Origin of the sequence: Donghicola eburneus (genome assembly GCF_900115865.1) — a bacterium.
GTDB lineage: Bacteria > Pseudomonadota > Alphaproteobacteria > Rhodobacterales > Rhodobacteraceae > Donghicola > Donghicola eburneus.
The window spans coordinates 300,432-323,296 of record NZ_FOXY01000002.1 but is presented as its reverse complement, the minus strand read 5'-3'; the positions used below and the strand labels follow the sequence as shown (position 1 = coordinate 323,296).

Sequence of the window (22,865 nt, the reverse complement as noted above, 5' to 3'; positions counted from 1 at the left end):
CTTAGAGACCGATATTCTCAGATAGCCATTCTTGGACATCTGCGAGACGGCCACGCGAAACTGGGATTTTTTGTCCATCGTGCAGCTCCAAGAATCGTTTGCCGTTCTCCGATATCAGTTGTTTGGCGGCACGCGCGGATACCCACCATGATCGATGCGTTTGAATGCCGTGGTCATGACCGACCTGTGCAATGAAATCTGCAATCCGTGCACGAACCACACGCTGAGCGCTTTCCTCGGTGTGGATCTCGACATAGTGCTCCAGAGCGCGCACGAGCCAAACATCCTCTAGAACGATCGCGGCCTCGCCAGGCAGGGTGATGTGCTTGGAAGATGAGGGTGTGTCGTCCGCCACCACGGGTTCAGCCGCTTTTGCCGCCTCTTGCGCGGCGGCGTCCTTGCGATCCGCGATGTCTTGAAATGATTTGGGCAACCCATAGCGCAGATAAAGCACTTCGAAACCGATTTGAGTCACGAACAGGAAAACATGGCTGGGCCACAATTCCTGTGTCCACTCACCGCCTGAGAAAATCTCACCGAGAATGCGGTGATACAGCGTGGAAAGCGCAAAGGCGGGCAAGCCCGCGAGCGTGATGGGGATCGGGAACTTCAGCGAGAGCGGTGTGCTGGCCCAAAGTATCAGGCCGCCCACATAGGTGCATACAATGATCACGGTGCCTGTCGACCACATCAGCAGCGCGCCACCTGGGGCGATGTAGTCGTGATAGTCTAGCGGGTCACTGATCCAAAGCGTCAGGACGAGAACGACAAAGAACAGAAAGCTAGTCAGTGAAAAGATTGCTGGCAGAGCCGTTCGCAGCTTGACCCGGTATCGACCACCAAGAATGTCGATAAGGGAAAAGCGCGTGTCTAGGGCGTGTGAAAAGTTACTCATGACGTAGTATTCGACTCCGGTACACCATGAGTGTTTAGCCATTTTTCGACTTCGTCAATTCGACCTCTGGCTACAGGGATCTTGTGTCCATAGGGCGTGACGAGCCATCTTTTCCGACCTTCGCTGATCAAAGAAGGGCAGGCATGCGCAGCGACCCACCACGATCTGTGGGGCTGCACGCCGGCTTCGGGGGGCAGGTCGTTTAACACGTCCGAGATGCGCGCTCGGATGCTCAGGGGCTCTGCATCTAGAAAATCGATCTGCAGGTAATGCTGGTTCGACGAGATCGCGCTGATGTCGGTCAGGGGCCAGGTCTGGTCACCGATTTGCAAGGAGCGGCCGCCGATGCCTTGGGGGCGATTTGCTCGGATTGCCTTGAGAACGTCCGGCAGGACATAGCGCACAAACAAAAACTCGAATAGTTGAGCAACCACGACAAAAGCCATGATGTCTGGCCACACCTTTGGGGTGTACTCTCCTAGACTAAGGGTGCCGATCATTGATTCTACGAAAATCGTTGTGACGGTAAATGCAAAGGTGCTGGGTATCGGAAGATAGATTTTTGGGGCTGTCTTCGTCGGAAGCATCGCGATTCCGAGCAATGTCATGAAATACACCAAGGCAAAGATGACATCCGCGCAGGCCCACACAAAGAGCGCCTCAAGGACCGTAATATGGTCCAAAAAGTCGTGTGGATCCAAGGCGATGAGCGTAAGTCCTGCTAAACAAAGGAAAACTACAGCTTCGCGACGCGCGAAAATCTGTGGAATTTCACGAAGCGTGAGGTGAATTTCGTGCCATAAGGCGTCAAAAGTGTGCATTTCACGACACAAGGCTTGTTCGATTGGGCTCATAAGTCTTAAGTTTTTTGAAGATCACCGAGGGCTGTAATACTGCTGTGTAGGTGAACGGTTTTTTAACTCGTGTGTGTTTAACGAGTGAAGCGACAGGCCGCAGGCATAGTGAGCGGCTTAACGGTTTTGATTTTTACCCTTCGGTCTGTCGCACCCTATTCCCCTTCCGAAAATGTTTGGTCCTTTTGCGCGCATCCATTGCGACTATCGTATGCTATTGTGTCAGGATAGCGAACCGGTTGTGCAGGTCAAAACACGAATTGTTCGCAAAGCGCGCTCGATCCCTGCCAATCTCCTCCCACATACAAGTTTGCATTCACACAAAGGGGGCCAGTAATGTGCGGTAATCCCATGTCTGACGCGGTCGAAACAGTGATTGTCCCGCGCGCAGGCGACATCGGCGGTTTCGAAGTGCAGCGTGCGCTGCCCTCCAAGCAGCGGCAAATGGTGGGGCCCTTCATATTTTTTGATGAGATGGGGCCTATGGAATATCTGAACGGTCAGAGCCTTGATGTCTTGCCGCATCCGCATATCGGTCTGGCGACGGTGACCTATCTGATGTCGGGGCGCTTGCACCATCGCGACAGCTTGGGGTCAAAGCAGTGGATCAGACCCGGCGACGTGAACCTGATGATTGCAGGGCAAGGGATTACACATTCCGAACGCACTGACGGCGTCACGCTCAACGGCCCTGACGCGCTGCACGGGGTGCAGAGTTGGGTCGCGCTGCCCGAAGATCTAGAAGACAGCGCACCAAGCTTTCACCACGCAGGGGTCGCCGAGTCGCCGCTTGTCACGGACACCGGCACTCAGGTGCGCGTGATTTTGGGGGATGTGTATGGCGCGCAGGCCGGCGTCCCCACAACTTCGGAAATGTTTTACGCCGAAGCCTTTCTAGAAGCGGGGGCGCAGTTGCCACTGCCCGACAACCAAGAGGATCGCGCGGTTTATGTGCTGGGTGGCAGTATCGAGGTGGGGCAGGATCGGTTTGATGCCGGACGTCTTGTTGTCTTTCACCCCAAAGACGCGCTGAGCGTGCGTGCTGGCGCTGCGGGGGCGCGTCTGTTGCTGCTTGGCGGTGCAACGATGGAAGGGCCACGTCATATCTGGTGGAACTTCGTTTCCAGTTCGCGCGAGAAGATTCAGGAAGCCAAGGCGCAATGGCGTGCAACTGATTGGGAAAACGGGCTTTTCCACCTGCCGCCCGACGATAATGATGCGTTCGTTCCCCTGCCTGTGCGCAGGGCCTGAGGGGTCCGTGAACTTTTTTTGAAAAAGGTGTTTGGTTCTGCTTGACGCCACCCGCGCCACGCCATAAACACCGCCCACACGCCAACGAGGCGTCAAACACAGCAGCGAGCGGTTGTAGCTCAGTTGGTTAGAGTACCGGCCTGTCACGCCGGGGGTCGCGGGTTCGAGCCCCGTCAACCGCGCCACTGCTGAATGTGAGACCTCGGGCGAAGTAGATGCGCGGTTGTAGCTCAGTTGGTTAGAGTACCGGCCTGTCACGCCGGGGGTCGCGGGTTCGAGCCCCGTCAACCGCGCCACTTCTTCCCTTGAAATCAAAGAGGTGGCGGTTGAAGCGCATAATCTACGTATTACTTATCCTACCATGGATTGGATGATTTTCTTTATTCTTTTGGCGGCGAGTGGTGCCGCGGCTGCGACGGGTGTGCTGTTTAAGCCCGGTGCGTGGTACGTCGCGCTGCAAAAGCCGTCGTTCACGCCGCCGAATTGGGCTTTCCCCTTGGTTTGGACAGCTCTTTATATCCTGATGGCTTTGGCCGGAGCGCGCGCTGCGTTTGCGGGCGGCCCGTTGCTGGGTCTGGCCATGGCGCTCTGGGCGCTTCAGATTGCGCTGAACACGCTATGGACGCCGGTCTTTTTTGGTGCGCATCGGATCAGACTCGGGATGGTGATCATTTCGATCATGTGGATCACGATCGCGATCTTGATGGGCGTGCTTTGGCAGATCGACTGGCTCGCTGGGATGTTGTTCGTGCCCTATCTCGCGTGGGTCACGGTAGCGGCAGCGTTGAATGGATCGATCTGGCGCAATAATCCTGACGCTTTGCGGTCCTAGTTGGGTTGCGGCAGGGCGGCGCTCGGGATATGCCAGCGCCCCGTAAGAGCAACGGAACGGGCGCGTTATGGCTGATCTCATCCCTGCATGGCGCGACGGCGTCCTGACACCTGTCGAAAAGCTAGAGGTTCACAAGCTCGGCCTCCGACACCCAGCAATTTCCGTGTTCTTGCGTGACGGTGATCGCATTTTGATACAGCAGCGCGCTTTGTCGAAATACCACACGCCGGGCTACTGGGCGAACACCTGCTGCACGCACCCCCATTGGGACGAGGCTCCCGAAGCTTGCGCCTTGCGCCGGATGGAAGAGGAGCTTGGCGTCACGGGTATCACTGTGCACTACCGAGAAGAGGTCGAATACCGTGCCGACGTAGGGCAGGGCCTGACAGAACATGAGGTTGTTCAGATTTACGTATCTGACGCACCGGAGGGTCTGATCGTCACGCCCAACCCGGACGAGGTGATGGCGGTGGAATGGGTAACATTGCCCGACCTTGCCCGCAGGATTGCCGAGCAGCCCGATCAGTTCACGCCGTGGCTCAAGGTCTACATGCAGGACCACGCCGACGTAATCTTTGCCTAAAAAGAAGAAAGCCAAGGCGCGGTGCCTTGGCTTTGCTGTTCTTACTTCTTCGAAAGCGCTTCGAGGACCCGCGCCCAAGAGCGCATGCCCTTGTGGAAACTCTCAACATTGTACTTTTCGTTGGGCGAGTGGATGCGATCGTCATCCTGCGCAAAGCCGATCAGCATCGCGTCCATGCCGAGAATGTCTTTGAACAGGCCCGCGATCGGGATCGATCCGCCCATGCCCACAAAGACGGCTTCGCGGTCCCACTCGTCGGACAGCGCCTGACGGGCGGCTTCGAATTCGGGGCGTTCGATGTTCATAACCGCCGCCTTTGCGCCGTCCACATCATTGTCCCACTGGACCGAAGCATCTTGGGGCAGGCGGTCTTCGACGTGTTTGCGGATCGCGGCGCGCAGGTGGTCTGGCTCCATGTCGCCAACAAGACGGCAAGTGATTTTGCAGTGCGCTTCGGACGGAATCACGGTCTTGCTGCCCTTGCCATTATAGCCACCCCAAAGGCCGTTGACCTCTAGCGTCGGGCGGGCCCATTGCAGTTCGAGCGTTGAGAAGCCTTCTTCGCCGTGGGCTTTGGTCATGCCGACAGAGCCAAGGTAGTCGTCCTCGTCGAAGCCGCAGCCTTCCCACTGGCGCTTCAGTTCGTCGGGCAGGGGGTGCACGCCTTCGTAGAATCCTTCGACTGCTACACGGCCGGTCGAATCATGGAACGAGGCCACAATGTCGGCGATTGCGTGCAGCGGGTTCAGCGCAGTGCCTCCATAATGACCAGAGTGCAGATCCATTTTCGGGCCAATCAGCGTGAATTCTTCCTTAAGCATCCCGCGCAGCTGGCTGGCGATAGATGGGACACCAGGGGCAACCATCGAGGTGTCGCAGATCAGAGCCAGATCGCAGCGCAGTTCGTCGGCAAATTCCTTCATGAAGGGGACCAGCGAGGGCGAGCCTGTTTCCTCTTCGCCTTCGAAGAAGAAGGTGATGCGGCAGGGCAGAGAGCCGTGCACAGCCTGCCACGCGCGGCAGGCCTCGACAAAGGTCATCAGCTGGCCCTTGTCGTCGCTCGATCCGCGGCCACGGATCACGCGGGTGCCGTTCGCATCTTCGATCGCGGGATCAAAAGGGTCTCTGTGCCAAAGGTTTAGCGGATCGACGGGCTGAACGTCATAATGACCATAGAACAGCACATGGGGGCCATCACCGGGCACGTGACCCACGACCATCGGGTGGCCCGGTGTTTCGCGCTTTTCTGCTGCAATGCCAAAACTCTGCAGGTCGGCGACCAACCAGTCGGCGGCTGCCTCGCACTGGTCCGCATAAGCTGGATCGGTCGAGATTGACTGGATTCGCAGCAGCTCCATCAAACGGTCGAGTGAGGCGTTCAGATCGGCGTCGATCCGCTCCAAAACGGGGGTGAGGGTCATCGTGAATCTCCAGAATATTACTGGAGGCGACCCTAACAGTCGGCGTCGGACTGTCCAGTCACGGTCCGGTCAAGCACGTTGATGCAGATCAAAGTCTAATACCTGCGGCACCTTGTAGCCTGTTGCCTACGCGAACAGTAACCTATATCCGTTCTAAATCGACGGGATGCCTAGGTAGGCATGTCGCATTTCGCCATAGGCGGGGCGCGGCAACCAAACACAGGAGACACCGGTGGACTACACCCAACAGCTCGACGTAGCTCTGAACCGCCTGCATGAAGAAGGTCGCTACCGGACCTTCATCGATATCGAACGCCGCAAAGGCAATTATCCCCACGCCGTATGGCGCAAGGAGGATGGTTCGGAGCAGAACATCACTGTGTGGTGTGGCAACGACTACCTCGGCATGGGCCAACACCCCAAGGTGCTGGAAGCAATGCACGAAGCGCTGGACGCCACTGGCGCTGGTTCGGGCGGCACCCGCAACATCTCGGGCACCACTGTCTACCACAAGCGTCTTGAGGCCGAGCTGGCTGATCTGCACCAGAAAGAGGCGGCGCTGCTGTTCACCAGCGCGTACATCGCAAACGACGCGACCCTTTCGACCCTGCCCAAGCTGTTCCCCGGTCTGATCATTTACTCGGACGAGCTGAACCACGCCTCGATGATCGAGGGCATCCGCCGCAACGGTGGTGCCAAGCGTGTGTTCCGTCACAACGACGTCGCACACCTGCGCGAGCTGCTGGAAGCCGACGATCCCAACGCGCCCAAGCTGATCGCGTTTGAATCGGTCTACTCCATGGACGGCGACTTTGGCCCCATCGCAGAGCTGTGCGATCTGGCCGAAGAGTTCGGCGCTCTGACATATCTGGACGAAGTGCACGCCGTTGGCATGTATGGTCCCCGCGGTGGCGGTGTCGCAGAACGCGACGGACTTTTGGATCGTCTTGATATTATTAACGGCACTCTGGGCAAAGCATTTGGCGTCCACGGAGGCTACATTGCGGCATCGGAAAAGATGTGTGATGCGATCCGTTCGTATGCGCCTGGCTTCATCTTCACCACCTCGCTGCCCCCCGTAGTGGCGGCAGGCGCGGCAGCCAGCATCGCTGTACTGAAAGAAGACCAGTCAATCCGCGACGCGCACCAGACCCAAGCCAAGATCCTGAAGGCCCGCCTGAAAGCGATGGGCTTGCCCCTGATCGACCACGACAGCCACATTGTGCCAGTGCACGTGGGCAACCCGGTCAAGTGCAAGATGCTCTCTGACATGTTACTTGAGCAGTACGGGATCTACGTGCAGCCTATCAACTTCCCCACCGTTCCGCGTGGGACCGAAAGGCTGCGATTCACCCCGTCTCCGGTGCATGGCCCCAAAGAAATGGATGCTTTGGTCCGCGCAATGGACGACCTGTGGTCGCACTGTGCGCTGAATCGTGCCGAATTAAGCGCTTAATCAAGTCCTGCGCTGAATTCTCCTACGCAGTGTGATATTCTTGCCCTAATAACAGGACACGGCGAATCGATGTGAGTCGGCGCCGTGACGGGACCGAGCAAATAGGGCAGTGTAATTTGGGTATGCGTTTCAAACCCCAATCGAATGATGCGCAGGAGCAATCGTCGGAGCCGAAGGGTTTCGACGACTTTGAGCTGCGCCTAGGGGATGTCCTGCGTGGTGAGCGTGCAACGATCGGCAAGTCGCTGCTTGATGTGCAACGCGAACTGCGGATCAAGGCATCCTACATTGCGGCGATCGAAAACTGCGATCCTAGTGTCTTTGATACGCCCGGTTTCATCGCTGGCTACGTCCGGTCCTATGCGCGCTACTTGGGTTTAGAGCCCGATGTTATCTTCGCGGCGTTCTGCAAAGAGAGTGGTTTTTCGACTGCGCATGGCATGGCGCCCGAAGCGTCGTCGCGCAAGCGTGACGGTATTCCCGCCCCTCGGGCCCGCCGCATGAATGCTGATCCGCTGCTCGAATCCGGCACCCCCTTTGTTCCTGGCAAAGAGAGTATCTTTGCAGGCATCGAGCCTGGTGCCATCGGGTCTTCGATCGCGCTGCTCGCCGTAATCGGTCTGCTGGGCTTTGGCGGTTGGAGCGTGTTTACCGAAATTCAGCGTGTGCAACTCGCGCCTGTAGAACACACCCCGATGCTGGTCAGCGACCTTGATCCTCTGGTCGAGCAGGGTGATGCCGAAGGCGAGCAAATAGCCGATGCGGCGGGTATCTTTAATCCGCCTGCCGAAGCGCTGGACCGCCTCTATCGTCCCGAGGCGCTGGACGTGCCCGTTCTGGTGCCCCGTGATGCGCCTATTGCGTCTCTCGATCCGCGCTCGGTCGGGGTCTTTGCTCAGCCCGAACTGCCCCAGATCGCCGAAGTAGCAGAGCTGCCCACAGGCGATTTGATTGCCGAGGCTCCCATGACGGCAACCACGGCTCCGCAGCCGCAAGTGGTTGAGGACGCGCCGCCCCGTCTGGCGGTGGTCGCTGTTCGGCCTGCTTGGGTGCGGGTGCGTGCGGCAGATGGCTCGGTTATCTTCGAGGGCATCATGAATGGCGGTGACAGCTACGAAGTGCCCCAAACCGAGGAGGCGCCCACCATTCGTGTTGGCGAATCCGGTGCGGTCTACTTTGACATCAATGGCACGCATTTTGGCCCCGCCGGTGACCGCGGTGTGGTGACCAAAAACCTCGCGCTTGACAGCGAAACCTTGTCCCAGACCTATTCCGTCGCCTCGCTTGATAATGATCAGGATCTGGCCAAGGTTGTCGCCGAACTGGCGCTGGCAGATATCGAAGCGCCTCAGCAAACCACCGCTGACTGATAAACTTGTTCTGATCTGGGGCAGGGGATGATTGCACCCCAGCCCTATCAGGCCTATTTGTTGCACGACTTCTGATTAACCCGGAGTGCGTGCCCATGTCCCTGAACCACGTCCGCCCTTGGCGTAACATCTACCGCCGCAAGAGCCGCCAGATCATGGTGGGCAACGTTCCGGTGGGCGGGGACGCTCCGATCTCGGTTCAGACCATGACCAACACGGTCACAACCGATATCAAAGGCACCATCGCGCAGGTTCAGGCTGCGGCCGAGGCGGGCGCTGACATCGTTCGTATCTCCGTGCCCGACCGCGATAGCTCGATCGCGTTGAAAGAGATCGTCAAGGAGAGCCCGGTTCCGATCGTGGCTGATATCCATTTCCACTACAAACGCGGGATCGAAGCCGCCGAGGCGGGTGCGGCATGTCTGCGGATCAACCCTGGTAATATTGGCGACGAGACCCGTGTCAAAGAGGTGATCAAAGCAGCGCGCGACCACAATTGTTCAATCCGCATTGGCGTGAACGCGGGCTCTTTGGAAAAGCACTTACTCGAGAAATACGGCGAGCCGTGCCCCGAAGCGATGGTCGAAAGCGGGCTAGAGCATATTCGGATTCTGCAGGACAACGACTTCCACGAATTTAAAATCAGCGTCAAAGCCAGCGATGTTTTCCTCGCTGCGGCCGCCTATCAAGGGATTGCCGAAGCCACGGACGCCCCGATTCACCTTGGCATCACCGAGGCGGGTGGCCTGACCTCTGGCACCATAAAATCGGCAATTGGACTGGGCAATCTGCTGTGGATGGGTATTGGCGACACGATCCGTGTGAGCCTGTCGGCCGATCCCGTCGAAGAGGTGAAGGTTGGCTATGAAATCCTCAAATCGCTGGGTTTGCGCCATCGCGGCGTGAACATCATCAGCTGCCCCAGCTGCGCGCGGCAGGGCTTTGACGTGATCAAAACGGTCGAGGCTTTGGAGCAGCGGCTTGAACATATCAAAACGCCCATGAGCCTGTCGATTATCGGTTGTGTGGTCAATGGCCCAGGCGAGGCGCTGATGACCGATGTCGGCTTTACTGGCGGCGGTGCGGGCAGTGGCATGGTTTATCTGGCGGGCCAGCAAAGCCACAAAATGTCTAACGACAAGATGATCGACCACATCGTAGAGCAGGTCGAAAAGCGCGCAGCAGAAATTGACGCCGAGATGGCGGACGCTGCCGAGTAAGGCTTTGGGATAGATTGGATCTAAGGGCGCAGCGATGCGCCCTTTTTCATTCAGAGAGGTATTTCTGGATGACGATCGGGGGCACGGGGCCTTTGACCATGATGCCGTCGATGAGCAGGAAAGGCGGCGCGTCCAACTCCAACGCCTCTGCGAGCGCGGTCCGGTCCGTCGATAGTTTCGCGGCACGCGCGCCTATTGCGGCTTCGTCCCAATCTGTATCAGACTGCCCTGTCAAAGCTGCCCAAAGCGCCTCTGTGCCATAAAGTTGGCCAATCGCGGCGGCCCTGTCATTTGCAGGCCAGAATTTGATAACAATCTGAGGGGGTGTGGCGGTGTCCGCCAGATCGCGCAGGACCCGCGCCATCTCTGCCGACGTATCCTCGGCGCCGAGAAACGCAGTCACGACTGGTGCGCCAGCGGGTCCAATCACCACGTCCCCATCTTGGGGCGCGATTTGCTCGCGTAGGTCAGACAGACGACGCTTGTCCTCTGCGATGTGAAAGGACATGGGGTCAGGTCGCGCTGGCGATAGGGCTTGCTCAATCAACTCGGGTTCATCAAACAGCAGCGCACGGAGTTCCTGACCAAAGGCCTCGCGCTCGGTCGGGGTCAGGTCCCCGAGATCGAGCGCGCAGGCAGGGCTGGCCGCGGCCAAAAGGGCTGCGGCCCAGCGGATCATTGTGTGCGAATATCGTCAGCGATGGCTTGCATCTGCGCCAGCGGGACATAGCCCCGCAGCATGGTGTCATCCATCACGAAGGTCGGCGTGCCACTGATTTGCAGGCTATTCGCCAGTTCGCGGTTGGCCTGCAGAATTTCGTTGATCGCGGGATCAGACATGCCCGCGATGACGGCGTCCGCATCGACACCCAGACCCTCGGCCAGACGGCGCAGAGCGGGTTCGGCATAGCTGCCCTTGTAGGTGATCAGGGCGTCATGCGCCTCTTTATAGGCATCGTCGCCTGCGACCGCACGTACGGCCAGCGCAAAGCGTGAAGAGATGACGCTCTCTTCGCCCAAGATCGGGAACTCTTTGACGATAAACCTGATGTTGCCATCGGACTCGATCAGCTGCTCAACCTCGGCCGAGGCTTTGCGGCAATATCCACAGCGATAGTCCAGAAATTCGACCAGAGTGATGTCGCCATCGGGATTGCCGCCGACCCAAGAGAAGCCGTCCTCAAAGATAGCGGTTTGATGGGTTTCGACCAAGCTGCGGTCGGTGTTCACGGCCTCGGCGGCTTGACGCTGTTCCAGTACGTTGACCGCTTCCATAATGATCTCTGGGTTGTCCAAGAGATAGGCGCGGACTTCGTCACGGAATGCCGCGCGCTCGGCGTCGGTCATGCTAGTCAGATCGGTTTCTGCGGTCGCGGCAGAACCTGCAACGGTCAGAGCCAGAGCGCTGGCGGTGACGAGAGTTCGGATCATGTGGCGTCCTTTCATTTCGGCGCGGCTTTCGCAGCAGTCAGCACATCCTGCGCCCGTTGCCAAGGGGCGGATCCGCGCGGCAGCAAGCCTTCGGCTCGTTTTGCGTGGAGTGCAGCGTCATTCAGCCGACCGTTCAGGGCATAGCGTTCGGCGGTTACAAGTGAAGCCATCCCGTTTTGTCCCGCGCGGGCATAGGCCATCCCCAAATCGCGCAGCACTGCTGCGCTGTAGCGGTCGATACGGCGCGCCTTTTCCAGTGCGGCGAGGGCGCGTTTGTTGCCATCAGCTGTGTTCAGCGCCAGCAATGCGCGGCCATAGCCCCCCAAAATCAGCGGATCATTCGGCGCTAGGTTCACAGCACGGCCATAGGCATTGGTCGCAGCGCCGAAGTTACGGCTTTCGAGCAGGATCTGGCCACGCAATTCGTGGACAAAGGGATCTTTGGGACGGGCGGCTGCCAGTTTGTCGATTGTCGCGATGGCCTTTTTCGCATTCGGTTGGCGGTGATAAGCGACGGCTTCGCGCATCAGCCGGATGTCGTCGGTGACGCTAGATTTGGCGCGGCGTAGGGTCCAGCTGGGGGCGCGGGTAAAAGCGGTGAGCTTGCCTTGGGCGCGGGCAAACCAGTAATCGGCAGAACTGGAATCGGCCCAAGCGCGGTCCGCATAGGCCGCGGCAAACCCCTGCAGGGCGCGGAAGCGATCTTGGGTCAGGGGGTGCGTACGGGTGTACGGGTCCTGACGCGAGACACTGAGTGCCTCTTGACCGCGAAAAATATCGACCACTTCGACCGCGCCTTTGGGGTTAACCCCAGCATTCACCATGTAGCGGACGCCTGCCTGATCTGCGCTGGCTTCTTCGGCGCGGGTATGGGCGAAAAGGACCCGTGCTGCGCTGGACTGGCTACCGATGGCAATACCAGCTGCGGCGCCACCGGCACCACCTGCCGCGGCGGCTGCCGCTAGGGCTAGGCCCAATCCCGCTGCGGTGCGCGCGGTGCGCATGTTTGACAGGCGGCGGGCCATATGCCCGTTGGCGATATGCGCGGCCTCGTGGGCGATCACCGATTGAAGTTGGCTTGCATTTTGAAGACGTGCCAGCAGTCCCGCGTGAATAAAGATATGCTCGGCGTCGACGACAAAGGCGTTTAAGCTCTGGTCATTCACCACCAGCACCTGCACCCGCGAGCCCAGACCCGCCGCATTCAGTATGGGCGAGGCAATGGTATTGAGCGCGTATTCGATATCCGGATCGCGCAACAGGCCAATCGCGCGGGCGGGAAGCGTCGCAATCAGGGTCAGACAAAGTGCGGTGGCCAGCACGCGGGCGGCTTGGCGCATTGACGATCCTTTCCTCGCCTGAAATGACATTGGCAACACCCTAGTGAGGACCCCATGCGAAATTCAACCCGCAGCGATGTCGATCCCTTTATCGTGATGGATGTGATGGAGGCCGCGCGCCGTGCCGAAGAGGCCGGACGCCACATCATTCACATGGAGGTCGGTCAACCCAGTACTGCCGCGCCGGCTGGTGCGCGCCAAGCCTTGGCGAAGGCGATGGAGAACGGCTCGCTAGGGTATACGGTTGCCTTGGGCATTCCTGAATTGCGGGCACGGATCGCGCAGCTTTATGGCGATTGGTACGACGTTGATCTTGACCCGTCGCGGGTCGTGGTGACTTCGGGTTCTTCGGGGGCATTTTTGCTGGCGTTCACTGCGTTGTTCGACGCTGGGGACAAGGTAGGCATCGGCGCGCCGGGCTATCCCAGCTATCGCCAAATCCTGAAGGCAATGAGCGTCGAGCCTGTGATGCTCGAAACGGCGGCCGAGAACCGCTATCAGCCGGTGCCATCGGATTTTGTGGGCAAAGGGTTGGACGGTCTGATGGTCGCATCGCCTGCGAACCCCTCGGGTACTATGTTGGGCAAGGATGCTTTGGGCGCACTCATTGATGCCGCGCAGGCTGAGAATACCGCCTTTATCAGTGACGAGATTTACCACGGTATCGAGTACGAGGCCAAAGCGGTCACGGCACTGGAGCATTCCGACGACGTCTATGTAATCAACAGCTTTTCCAAGTATTTCAGTATGACCGGTTGGCGCGTGGGCTGGATGGTTGTTCCGCGCGAGCACGTGCGCCGGATTGAACGTCTGGCCCAAAACATGTTCATCTGCGCCCCTCATGCCAGCCAGATCGCCGCCCTTGGGGCGCTGGACTGCAAGGAAGAGTTGGACGCGAACCTGCAGGTTTATACGCGTAACCGTCAGCTGATGATCGAGGGCCTGCCCAAAGCAGGTTTCGACCGCATCGCGCCGCCCGATGGGGCATTTTACGTCTATGCGGACGTCAGCCACATCACCGACGACAGTCGCGCCTTCTGCGCCGAAATTTTGGAAAAAGCGGGCGTTGCGGTGACACCCGGCCTCGATTTCGATCCTGATCGCGGGGCAGGGACGCTGCGGTTTTCTTACGCGCGCTCGACTGCGGATATCGAAGAGGGTCTGCGGCGCCTGACCGAATTCATGGCAAACCGATAGCGGATTTGTGCCGTCTTTAGGCGGGCTTACACACTCTCCTTCATGATAACTTTGCGGAGGCCCCCAGACCGTGTATCTATTTGCGAAAAGACGGTCAGAGGCCGAGCAGATGATTTTTCGCATTGTAACAGGTTTGGTGGCTGCGCTGTGTCTTGCTGGTGCTGCGTTCGCTCAGGATTTCACGGGGCGGGCCCGAATTCTACCGGATGAAACCCGCGCTGCTGACACAAAGCGCGGGGTGACGCTGAGCCTTGGGATGACCCAAGGGGTGCCGTATCGCGTGTTCACCCTGGACGACCCCGCACGCTTGATCGCGGACTTTCGCGAAGTCGATTGGACTGGGCTAGACCCCGCCATGTTTACCCAAACAACCGCCGTATCGGACGCGCGCTTTGGTCAGTATCGACCCGGCTGGACACGCATGATCCTTGATCTTGACGGGCCTCTGGCGCTGGCTTCGTCTGATCTGCGGATCGATACCGAGACGGGGCAGGCCAAGCTGAACATAACGCTTGAGCGCACCTCTCATCAGGACTTCGCCGCGCGGTCCGTCGCGCCTGCCGATCCCGACTGGGGGATGCCTTTGGTCGCGGATGTTGATCCGGCCCGCATGCGCCAATCCGGCAATGGTAAGTTGGTGGTTGTCATTGACCCGGGCCACGGCGGCGTAGACCCGGGCGCGCAGCGCGGCGGTTATGATGAGAAAGAGTTGATGCTGCGCTTTGCTATGGAACTGCGCGATACGCTGGTTCGGACGGGCGAGGTCGATGTCTACCTGACCCGAGAGGCCGACGAATTTGTCCCCTTGGAAACCCGCGTCACAATCGCCCACGAGGCCCGCGCGGATCTTTTCCTATCGCTGCACGCGGATGCCTTGGACGGCGGCGGTGCGCGGGGGGCCACCATTTATACTCTGGCCGAAGAAGCCTCGGACAAGGCCTCGCAGAAACTTGCAGAGCGGCATAACAGGGCGGACTTGCTGGCGGGGGTAGACCTGACGGGGCAGGACGATGTCGTCGCTCATGTGCTAATGGACTTGGCGCGGACGGATACGATGCCGCGCGCGAACCGGATTGCGGACGAATTGCTCGAGGCGCTCAAAGAGAACGGCAACCCGCTGCATTCGCGCCCACGCCGCGGGGCAGGGTTCTCGGTTCTCAAGGCTGCGGATATCCCGTCAGTTCTGCTTGAGGTTGGCTTCCTGTCTTCGGAACGGGATCGCGCCAACATCACCAATCCAAAATGGCGCGCGCGCACTGCAACTGCCATCACGACGGCGATTCTAGAGTGGGCGATTGCAGACGCTGCAGAGGGGCAATTGATCCGGCAATAGCCCGCCTTTGCATTGATCTCGACCCTTTGTGTTTTGACCCCACAAGGCCCTGCCTATAAGAGGGGGCACGTTTGACACGAGGGCCGGCCAGTGGTGCGATTCATATTATCCTTCTTCGGGGCGATCTTTAGCGCCATCACCTTGGGCATTTTCATGATTGCTCTGGGCATTGGTGGCGTGTTCTGGATGTACGGACGCGACCTGCCAAGCCACGAGGCTTTGTCCCAGTACGAACCGCCGACCATCAGCAGAATTTATTCCGCCGAGGGGCGCATCATCGATGAATTCGCCAAAGAGCGGCGTCTGTTCGTCCCTGCTGAAGAAATCCCCGATCTGGTCAAAGCGGCCTTTATCTCGGCCGAGGACAAGAACTTTTACCAGCACTCGGGCTATGACCTGATGGGCATCGCCTCGGCGGCACGGGATGCAGTGGTGTCGCGCGGCCGCAATGTGCGCGGCGCGTCGACCATCACACAGCAGGTCATGAAGAACTTCCTTCTGTCCGGCGACCGTCAGGCCGAGCGCAAAATCAAAGAACTGATCCTTGCCACCCGCATTGAGCAGACGCTGGAAAAGGACGAAATCCTAGAGCTGTACCTGAACGAAATTTACCTTGGCGCGAACTCGTATGGCGTGGCCGCTGCGGCGCAGACCTACTTCAACAAAACGCTGGGTGAACTGACTCCGGGCGAGGCGGCCTATCTGGCATCATTGCCCAAGAAACCGGCCAAACTGCACCCTGTCCGTGACTACGAAGAAGCTGTGGATCGCCGCAACTACGTGCTGCGCGAGATGGAAGAAAACGGCTACATCACCGCCGAGATGCGCGATGCCGAACAGGCGCTGCCGCTCAAATCCGTGCAGAATGGCGACTACGAAGACTTCCGCGTTGCTCTGCCCTATCGCGATTACTTCACTGACGAAATTCGCCGCCAGCTCAGCGACGATTTCGGTGAGGGTGAATTCTTTACCGGCGGTCTATCGGTGCGCGCCACCGTCGATCCTGATTTGCAAGCTGTTGCGGGCGAATCCCTGCGCCGCGGCCTTGAAAAATATGACCGTGGTCTCGGCATATGGCGCGGCACAGGCAAGAAGATCGACCCAGCCGAACTAGAGACCGAAGAACAGTGGCGCGAAGCCCTGTCGAACGTTGATGTTCCGCGCGACATCTTCCTCGAAGCGCAGTGGTATCCCGCCGTTGTTCTGCGCGTTGGCGATACTTCGGCCCGCATCGGAATCGAAGGCGTCGAAGAGGACGAAGATGGCCACTGGATTCCGTCCGAAGACGTGCAGTGGGCCCGCAAGCGCCTGGAGAATGGGAAACTCGCGAACAAGGCCCGCGTGGCTGGTGATCTGGTCGAGGTGGGCGACGTCGTGCTTGTCCGGCGCATGACCAAGGACGAAGATGGCAGCTTTATCCGCTGGACCTTGCGACAGACCCCCGAAGTGCAGGGTGGTCTGATGGCGATGGACGTGGAAAACGGCCGTGTTCTGGCAATGCAGGGTGGCTTCTCCTATCAGGATTCGGTTTTCAATCGCGTGACGCAGGCACAGCGCCAACCGGGGTCTAGCTTCAAACCCTTTGTCTATGCGTCGGCTCTGGATAGCGGCTACTCGCCCGCGACGATTGTGATCGACGCCCCGATCGAGGTGGACACCCCCCAAGGTTTGTGGCGCCCCAAAAACTCGTCGAACAAATACTATGGCCCCACCCCGTTGCGGACTGGCATCGAACAGTCGCGGAACCTGATGACCGTGCGTCTGGCCCAAGAGGTCGGCATGGACACCATCGCGCGCTATGCCGAACGCTTTGGTGTCTATGATAACATGGGCCGCTTCCTTGCCAACTCGCTGGGGTCCGAGGAGACGACTCTGTACAAGATGGTTGCGGCCTATGCGATGTTCGCCAACGGCGGCGAGCGGGTGCAGCCCACTCTGGTTGACCGCGTGCAGGACCGCTATGGCCGCACTATCTACCGCCACGAAGAGCGCATTTGCACCGATTGTGCAGATCCTTCCATCCCGAATGGGATGGGGCCGCGCATCACCTCGAATCGTGAACAGGTGATGGACCCCATCACAGCCTATCAGCTGACCTCGATGATGCAGGGCGTTGTGCAACGCGGCACTGCGGCCAGCACTGTAAAGCTGCCTGTCCCCACCGCAGGTAAAACCGGCACGACCAACGACGCTAAGGACGTGTGGTTCGTCGGCTTTACCTCGAACATCGTAGCTGGGTGTTACATGGGCTTTGACAGCCCGCGCCCAATGGGCCGCGGCGCCTACGGTGGTACACTGTGTGGTCCGGTCTTTACCGAGTTGATGCAGGCGGCGACCAAGAAATATGGTGGCGGCCCGTTCGACGTACCTCCGGGTGGTCACTTCATCAAGATCGACCGCTTTACAGGTGCGCGCCTGTCGGATGATGCCAGCGGTGCCGACGTGGTGGCGGAATACTTCCGCGATGGCGAGGAGCCGATGTTCGGGATCGCATTCGACGGCGGCTTTGCCGTTGGTTCCAACCTGCCCATGTTTGGACGCGGCGAAACCGACGATGCGCCCAAGCAGGTCACGACCTCTGGCGGGGGCACGGCCGTTGTCGGACCCAAGGCCGATTTCGGGACACTCAGCGCGGGCGGTCTCTACTGACCTTGCTCATATAGCGATGCTGCGGTATCACCGCTGCCTGACAGGGCTGCCGCCCCGCGCGGCCCCTTTGACCCTTTCAAACCCATAGGACGAAGATGCGCGCAGAAGCACAGAACACCGTGGCCGAGATCGAAAAATCGCTGGAGCTGTTGCGCCAGCGGCTGAACTGGGACACCGCGCAGCACCGGCTCGAGGAATTCAACGCCCGTGTTGAGGACCCGACCCTGTGGGATGATCCCGAAGCCGCGCAAAAGCTGATGCGCGACCGCCAAACCCTGATCGATTCCATGGATGTCTACACCGGCATCAAGCAGGAGCTGCAGGACAACATCGACATGATCGAGCTTGGCGAAATGGAAGAGGATGATGAGGTCGTCAAAGACGCCGAAGCCGCTCTGAAAGACTTGGCCAAGACCGCCGCGCAAAAGGAGCTGGAGGCTCTGCTGAACGGCGAGGCGGACGGCAACGACACCTTCCTCGAGATCAACTCGGGCGCGGGCGGCACCGAAAGCTGTGACTGGGCCTCGATCCTGTCGCGCATGTATGTGCGCTGGGCCGAAAAGAAGGGCTACAAGGTCGAATTGCAGTCGATGTCTCCGGGCGAAGAAGCGGGGATCAAGTCGGCGGTCTACAAGATCAGTGGCCACAACGCGTATGGCTGGCTGAAAACCGAGAGCGGCGTGCACCGTCTGGTCCGCATTTCGCCCTATGACTCGGCGGCGCGCCGTCACACCTCGTTCAGCTCGGTCTGGGTCTATCCCGTGGTCGACGACAACATCGAGATCGAGGTGAACCCGAGCGAAATCCGGATCGACACCTACCGTTCGTCCGGCGCGGGTGGTCAGCACGTCAACACCACCGACTCGGCGGTGCGGATTACGCACATCCCCACCGGCATTGTTGTGACCTCTTCGGAAAAATCACAGCACCAGAACCGCGATATCGCCATGAAGGCCCTGAAATCGCGTCTCTACCAGATGGAATTGGATCGCCGGAACGCGGACATCAACGCCGCCCACGAAGCCAAGGGCGACGCGGGCTGGGGTAACCAGATCCGGTCCTACGTTCTGCAGCCCTACCAGATGGTCAAGGACCTGAGGACAGGGTTCGAGACCTCTGACACGTCGGGCGTACTGGACGGGGATCTGGACGGGTTGATGGCAGCGACGCTGGCCATGGACGTCAGCGGCAAGTCCCGCGCCGAAGCGACCTTCGAAGAGTAAAAGATACCGCGGCCTAATCGCCGCGGTTTTTCTTGGCCTCCTCATAAGCTGTATCAAAATTACATCTTCGCCGCATCGCCATTGGCCGATAGGCTCCCTTCCGGAGGAAGAGGGGAGACCATGAATGGATGCCATTGAGCAGGGCAGCAAGCTCGGCGCGCCCGAGCTGGCGCAAGCAACGATGTCGGACGTTTATCTGGCGCTACGGCGCGGGGTTAGAGACTTCCGGCGCTCGGCGGTGTTCGGGCTGATCTTTGCGGGCGTCTACGTGGCAGTAGGTTGGCTGATGTGGGCGATCACTGCGATGACGGGACAGACCTATTGGCTGGTGCTGGCGGTGATCAGCTTCCCCTTGGTCGGCAGCTTTGCCGCCGTGGGGCTGTACGAGACGTCGCGCCGGCTGGAGTTCGGACTGGCTATGGACTGGCACCGTATCTTTGGCGCGGTCAAAGGGCAGGGGAGCCGCCAGTTGCCGTGGCTTAGCGCGGTGGTCGTGATCATCTTTCTGTTCTGGTTCTTCATCGCGCACATGATCTTTGCCCTCTTCATGGGGCTGTCGACGATGACCAACGTATCGACGTCTTATGATGTCTACCTTACGAGCAACGGGCTTACGATGTTGGCGGTCGGGACAGCGGTCGGTGCGGTCTTTGCGCTGCTGATCTTCGCGATCACCGTGGTCGGGCTGCCGATGGTTGTTGATCGAGACGTGGATTTTGTGACGGCTATGATCAGCAGCTTCGAGGTCGTCACGCAGGCACCTGTGCCGATGCTGAGTTGGGCTGGGATCGTGGCCGTGCTGACTTTTGTCGCGATGCTACCGGGCTTTCTAGGGCTGTTTATCGTACTGCCCATTTTGGGACATGCGACGTGGCACCTCTATCGCATTCTGATCGAGAACGCCTGATAGCGCCCATAGAAAAAGGCACCGCAATCGCGGTGCCTTTCTGTCTCGTCCTAGAGATCTTCCCGAAAGATCTATCCGGAAAATGCCGGATTAGCTTGCGCTTTCGGGGCCAGTGATGCGCTTGGCGCCGGCGGTCGACAGCGGGTCGTCCTGACGCTGAACCGAACCTTCGAAGTGCGCGCCGCTCTCGATGGCGATGGTCTTGTGGATGATATCACCCTCAACACGTGCCGACGAGGTCAGGCGAACCTTCAGACCGCGCACGCGGCCCACGATGCGGCCGTTTACGACGACGTCGTCAGCAACAACTTCGCCTTTGATGGTGGCGGTTTCGCCAACGGTCAGCAGGTGGGCGCGGATGTCACCGTCAACGGTGCCTTCGACCTGAACATCGCCAGTGGTGCGGATGTTACCTTCGACGTGCAGATCAGACGACAGAACCGATGCGGGGGGCTTCGCCTTGGTCGCCGCGGGTGCTTTGAAATCAGACTTTTCCGCGGGTGCCGTTGCCGGAGCCGGTGCCGGAGCTTCGGTGGCCTTGGGGCCAGGTTCGTTGATCTTGCTTTTAGAAAACATCATTAGCAGCCTTGATATATACCATCGGGTTGACGGGTTTGCCCCCGACGCGCACCTCGTAATGCAGGTGTACGCCGGTCACGCGTCCTGATGCTCCCATATCACCGATACGGTCACCACGCGAGACCCTTTGGCCCTTGGTCACGTTAAGTTTGGACAAGTGGGCATACCTTGTCTCGATACCAAATTCATGCTGGATTTTAACCAAACGACCATAACCCGACGACCAGCCAGCATGGATTACTACGCCATCGGCCGTCGCGTAAAGCGGCGTTCCGGTGGATGCTGCAAAATCTACACCGGCATGCATCCGGCGTCCGCCTGTTTTCGGATCACGGCGATACCCAAAGGGGCTGGTAAAGCGGAATGCCGATTTAACAGGCGTCGCAAAGGGCGCTTTTTCAGCAGCCATGCGATACATGTTCAGCATATCCATCTGTTCCAAAAGGCGATTGGCGCGATCAATCTCGTGGCTGTGTTCCTCTTCGGTGCCAAAGGTCAGCGGCATGAGCGGGCCGCCTTGGCCTGAATAGCGGTTGCGGATCTGGCCAATGATGCGGTCAGGGTCCATACCGGCAGAGCGGAACATCTTGTTCAGGGGTTCAACCGACACCGACATCGCTTCTTCGAGCTGACGGAAGACGCGGTCGTTCTGGTCGCGCAGCAGCTTTAGCTGCATGGCAATCTCATCCGCTTCTCGAACAGCTTGGCGGGCCTCTTGGGCTTTGGCGTCGCGCTCGGCGGCGGTTTCGGACAGGGCGACGCTCAGGGCATCAACAGCACCGTTCACCTCAGAGCCCATCGCGACCACGCTGGTCGCGCCGTCTTCGCCTTCGATGGCGGCTTGCAGGGCGACAACCTTTTCAGCGGCGGTATCACGGGCATCCATGGTGCGGCGTAGGGTGTCTTGCACGACGGTCAGTCCGGTTTCCAGCTCGCGGCGGCGATCTTCGGAGGACAGAAGCTGCGACTGCATGACCGAGATCTGCTGCAGCGCAAGATTGAAGCGCTCTTGCGCGTCCGAGGCTTCTTCGGCGCGCATATCGCGCTCTAGGGCCAGACGGTTCAGACGCTCTTCGTAGTTTTCTTGTTCCCGCTGTGCTTGGGCGCGCAGGTTGCCGGACCCGATGCTGTCCATCAGCAGGATAGATGTCGAGATTGCAGCCCAAGACATGATCAAGGCCAGCCCACCAAGCGCTGTGATCTGCGTAAGCGGTGTCAGGCGGATGAAACGGGTTTCCGTGTCCGAACGCAAAAATACGCGGCGTTCCGGAAACACATTGGCGAAGTGTGTCTCGATAAAGCGGTTAACGCGGCTTCTCACTGATATGTCCCCTAGGTGTTTTTGACGCGAGCACGCCACAGGGCGCAGCGACGGCGTAGGTAGGGGATAAACCGCACCGTGGTTTTAGGGCAACCTTTTTGAAAATTCAGGCCGACCGGTTTGGCCGGTTCCCGCTCTTTCGGCGGGAATCTGCCGACCTATTGATGCCGAGTGCAACCGTTGGAACTCAGTCGTCGGTGACCGATCCAGTTTCGGTCAGCGGCCAGTAGAAGTCAGGCGGGATTCCAGCCTCTGCGCGCTTTTCTTCGTTAAAGGGTGGTTTAAGTGCGCCGTGGAAATAGCGGCGTACCAGATCGTGAAACACATCTTTGGGGTCCAGATTTTCGCGACCGCACATAAAGTGGAACCACTTGGAGCCAAAGGCCACGTGCCCGACTTCCTCGGAATAGATAACTTCTAGCGCGGCGACGGCATCATCGGCTTTGGCTTTGCGAAAGATCTCGATCATGCCGGGCGTCACGTCCAGCCCGCGGGCCTCCAGCACCATGGGGACCACGGCAAGGCGGCCCATGAAATCCTCGGCGGTGTCCTCAGCGGCCTTCCACATGCCAGCGTGGGCAGGGAGGTCGCCATAAAAGCTACCCAGCGCCTCGAGGCAGTCGCAGATCAGGTTGAAGTGCTTTGATTCTTCGGCGGCCGATTTCACCCAGTCATCGTAAAAGCCGATGGGCATGGGGATATGCCCGAACCGTGCGATAATGTCCCAGTGTAGGTCGACCGCGTTCAGTTCGATGTGGGCGACGGCGTGCAGCAACGCGATGCGCCCCTGAGGGCTGCCGGGGCGGCGGCGGGGCACATCACGGGGGTCCAAAAGCTCTGGCTTGGCCGGACGAGACGGGCGCAGGGGCGGATTGGCGGTGCCTACAGGAATGGGCGTGCCTGCCTTGCGCGCGGCGAACCACGCCTCCGCATGCCGCTTCGAGATTTCGGTTTTCTCGCGTCCTTCACCGCAGGTCAGAACCTCGGTTGCCATTTCTGCCAG

General features: G+C 59.2%; 20 protein-coding genes and 2 tRNA genes. 13 read left to right on the top strand and 9 right to left on the bottom strand.

Translation table 11 applies throughout. The annotated features are described in order from the left end of the window. Position 1: 1 nt before the first annotated feature. Positions 2 to 895 carry a LytTR family DNA-binding domain-containing protein gene (locus tag BM225_RS04190; RefSeq protein WP_072707115.1) on the bottom strand — a complete coding sequence of 298 codons (894 nt, stop codon included), beginning with the start codon at positions 893 to 895 and terminating at the stop codon, positions 2 to 4. Next, positions 892 to 1,749: a LytTR family DNA-binding domain-containing protein gene (locus BM225_RS04185; protein ID WP_072707114.1), complete on the bottom strand. Its 858-nt coding sequence runs from the start codon at positions 1,747 to 1,749 to the stop codon at positions 892 to 894. Before BM225_RS04185 ends, BM225_RS04190 begins: the two co-directional genes overlap by 4 nt. Positions 1,750 to 2,085: 336 nt before the next feature. Between BM225_RS04185 and BM225_RS04180 the strand changes: the two genes are divergently transcribed. From BM225_RS04180 to idi, 5 genes are all read left to right on the top strand, one after another. Beyond that, positions 2,086 to 3,000, top strand: a complete 915-nt coding sequence (locus BM225_RS04180; RefSeq protein WP_072707113.1) for a pirin family protein — start codon at positions 2,086 to 2,088, stop codon at positions 2,998 to 3,000. 108 nt (positions 3,001 to 3,108) lie between these two features. Beyond that, positions 3,109 to 3,185, top strand: a tRNA-Asp gene (locus BM225_RS04175). A 34-nt stretch (positions 3,186 to 3,219) separates the two neighbouring features. Then, positions 3,220 to 3,296: transfer RNA gene (locus BM225_RS04170), tRNA-Asp, on the top strand. A 65-nt stretch (positions 3,297 to 3,361) separates the two neighbouring features. After that, positions 3,362 to 3,832, top strand: coding sequence for a tryptophan-rich sensory protein TspO (tspO, locus tag BM225_RS04165; RefSeq protein WP_218157044.1), 471 nt, complete (start codon positions 3,362 to 3,364; stop codon positions 3,830 to 3,832). Between the two features lie 67 nt (positions 3,833 to 3,899). Further along, positions 3,900 to 4,415, top strand: a complete 516-nt coding sequence (gene idi / locus BM225_RS04160) for an isopentenyl-diphosphate Delta-isomerase (protein ID WP_072707112.1) — start codon at positions 3,900 to 3,902, stop codon at positions 4,413 to 4,415. A gap of 41 nt (positions 4,416 to 4,456) precedes the next feature. On the opposite strand, the gene BM225_RS04155 is transcribed toward idi, so the two are convergent. Further along, complete coding sequence (locus BM225_RS04155) at positions 4,457 to 5,836, bottom strand: dipeptidase (RefSeq protein WP_072707111.1); 1,380 nt, start codon at positions 5,834 to 5,836, stop codon at positions 4,457 to 4,459. Between the two features lie 232 nt (positions 5,837 to 6,068). Here BM225_RS04155 and hemA point away from each other — a divergent pair, with 232 nt between their 5' ends. The 3 genes from hemA to ispG all read left to right on the top strand — a co-directional run bounded on the left by hemA (position 6,069) and on the right by ispG (position 9,882). Continuing rightward, a complete protein-coding gene (gene hemA, locus BM225_RS04150; RefSeq protein WP_072707110.1) occupies positions 6,069 to 7,292 on the top strand; it encodes a 5-aminolevulinate synthase in 1,224 nt (407 codons plus the stop codon). A gap of 122 nt (positions 7,293 to 7,414) precedes the next feature. After that, positions 7,415 to 8,662, top strand: coding sequence for a helix-turn-helix domain-containing protein (locus BM225_RS04145; RefSeq protein WP_072707109.1), 1,248 nt, complete (start codon positions 7,415 to 7,417; stop codon positions 8,660 to 8,662). A 95-nt stretch (positions 8,663 to 8,757) separates the two neighbouring features. Next, positions 8,758 to 9,882 carry a flavodoxin-dependent (E)-4-hydroxy-3-methylbut-2-enyl-diphosphate synthase gene (gene ispG, locus BM225_RS04140; RefSeq protein ID WP_072707108.1) on the top strand — a complete coding sequence of 375 codons (1,125 nt, stop codon included), beginning with the start codon at positions 8,758 to 8,760 and terminating at the stop codon, positions 9,880 to 9,882. A gap of 46 nt (positions 9,883 to 9,928) precedes the next feature. On the opposite strand, the gene BM225_RS04135 is transcribed toward ispG, so the two are convergent. The 3 genes from BM225_RS04135 to BM225_RS04125 are packed head-to-tail and all read right to left on the bottom strand — an operon-like array spanning position 9,929 to position 12,653. Further along, positions 9,929 to 10,561 (bottom strand): hypothetical protein, encoded by a 633-nt coding sequence (locus tag BM225_RS04135; RefSeq protein ID WP_072707107.1) that lies wholly within the window; start codon positions 10,559 to 10,561, stop codon positions 9,929 to 9,931. Next, on the bottom strand, positions 10,558 to 11,313 hold the full coding sequence (locus tag BM225_RS04130; RefSeq protein ID WP_072707106.1) for a DsbA family protein: 756 nt from the start codon (positions 11,311 to 11,313) through the stop codon (positions 10,558 to 10,560). Before BM225_RS04130 ends, BM225_RS04135 begins: the two co-directional genes overlap by 4 nt. A gap of 11 nt (positions 11,314 to 11,324) precedes the next feature. Beyond that, positions 11,325 to 12,653: a M48 family metalloprotease gene (locus BM225_RS04125; RefSeq protein ID WP_072707105.1), complete on the bottom strand. Its 1,329-nt coding sequence runs from the start codon at positions 12,651 to 12,653 to the stop codon at positions 11,325 to 11,327. A 54-nt stretch (positions 12,654 to 12,707) separates the two neighbouring features. Here BM225_RS04125 and BM225_RS04120 point away from each other — a divergent pair, with 54 nt between their 5' ends. From BM225_RS04120 to BM225_RS04100, 5 genes are all read left to right on the top strand, one after another. Continuing rightward, positions 12,708 to 13,850: a pyridoxal phosphate-dependent aminotransferase gene (locus BM225_RS04120; RefSeq protein WP_072707104.1), complete on the top strand. Its 1,143-nt coding sequence runs from the start codon at positions 12,708 to 12,710 to the stop codon at positions 13,848 to 13,850. 109 nt (positions 13,851 to 13,959) lie between these two features. Further along, on the top strand, positions 13,960 to 15,183 hold the full coding sequence (locus tag BM225_RS04115; RefSeq protein WP_072707103.1) for an N-acetylmuramoyl-L-alanine amidase: 1,224 nt from the start codon (positions 13,960 to 13,962) through the stop codon (positions 15,181 to 15,183). 90 nt (positions 15,184 to 15,273) lie between these two features. Next, entirely contained in the window at positions 15,274 to 17,832 is a 2,559-nt protein-coding gene (locus tag BM225_RS04110; protein ID WP_072707102.1) for a penicillin-binding protein 1A, read from the top strand. Between the two features lie 95 nt (positions 17,833 to 17,927). Continuing rightward, positions 17,928 to 19,055, top strand: a complete 1,128-nt coding sequence (gene prfB, locus BM225_RS04105; protein WP_072707101.1) for a peptide chain release factor 2 — start codon at positions 17,928 to 17,930, stop codon at positions 19,053 to 19,055. Positions 19,056 to 19,179: 124 nt separating this feature from the next. Next, positions 19,180 to 19,962: a DUF2189 domain-containing protein gene (locus BM225_RS04100; RefSeq protein WP_072707100.1), complete on the top strand. Its 783-nt coding sequence runs from the start codon at positions 19,180 to 19,182 to the stop codon at positions 19,960 to 19,962. Between the two features lie 90 nt (positions 19,963 to 20,052). Here the strand turns inward: BM225_RS04100 and BM225_RS04095 are convergent, their stop codons facing one another. The 3 genes from BM225_RS04095 to BM225_RS04085 form a co-directional block, all read right to left on the bottom strand. Beyond that, a complete protein-coding gene (locus BM225_RS04095; protein ID WP_072707099.1) occupies positions 20,053 to 20,538 on the bottom strand; it encodes a bactofilin family protein in 486 nt (161 codons plus the stop codon). Beyond that, complete coding sequence (locus BM225_RS04090; RefSeq protein ID WP_072707098.1) at positions 20,528 to 21,862, bottom strand: M23 family metallopeptidase; 1,335 nt, start codon at positions 21,860 to 21,862, stop codon at positions 20,528 to 20,530. The genes BM225_RS04095 and BM225_RS04090 overlap by 11 nt, the downstream gene beginning before the upstream one ends. Before the next feature lie 187 nt (positions 21,863 to 22,049). Further along, positions 22,050 to 22,856 carry a ferritin-like domain-containing protein gene (locus tag BM225_RS04085; protein WP_072707272.1) on the bottom strand — a complete coding sequence of 269 codons (807 nt, stop codon included), beginning with the start codon at positions 22,854 to 22,856 and terminating at the stop codon, positions 22,050 to 22,052. Positions 22,857 to 22,865 lie beyond the last annotated feature (9 nt).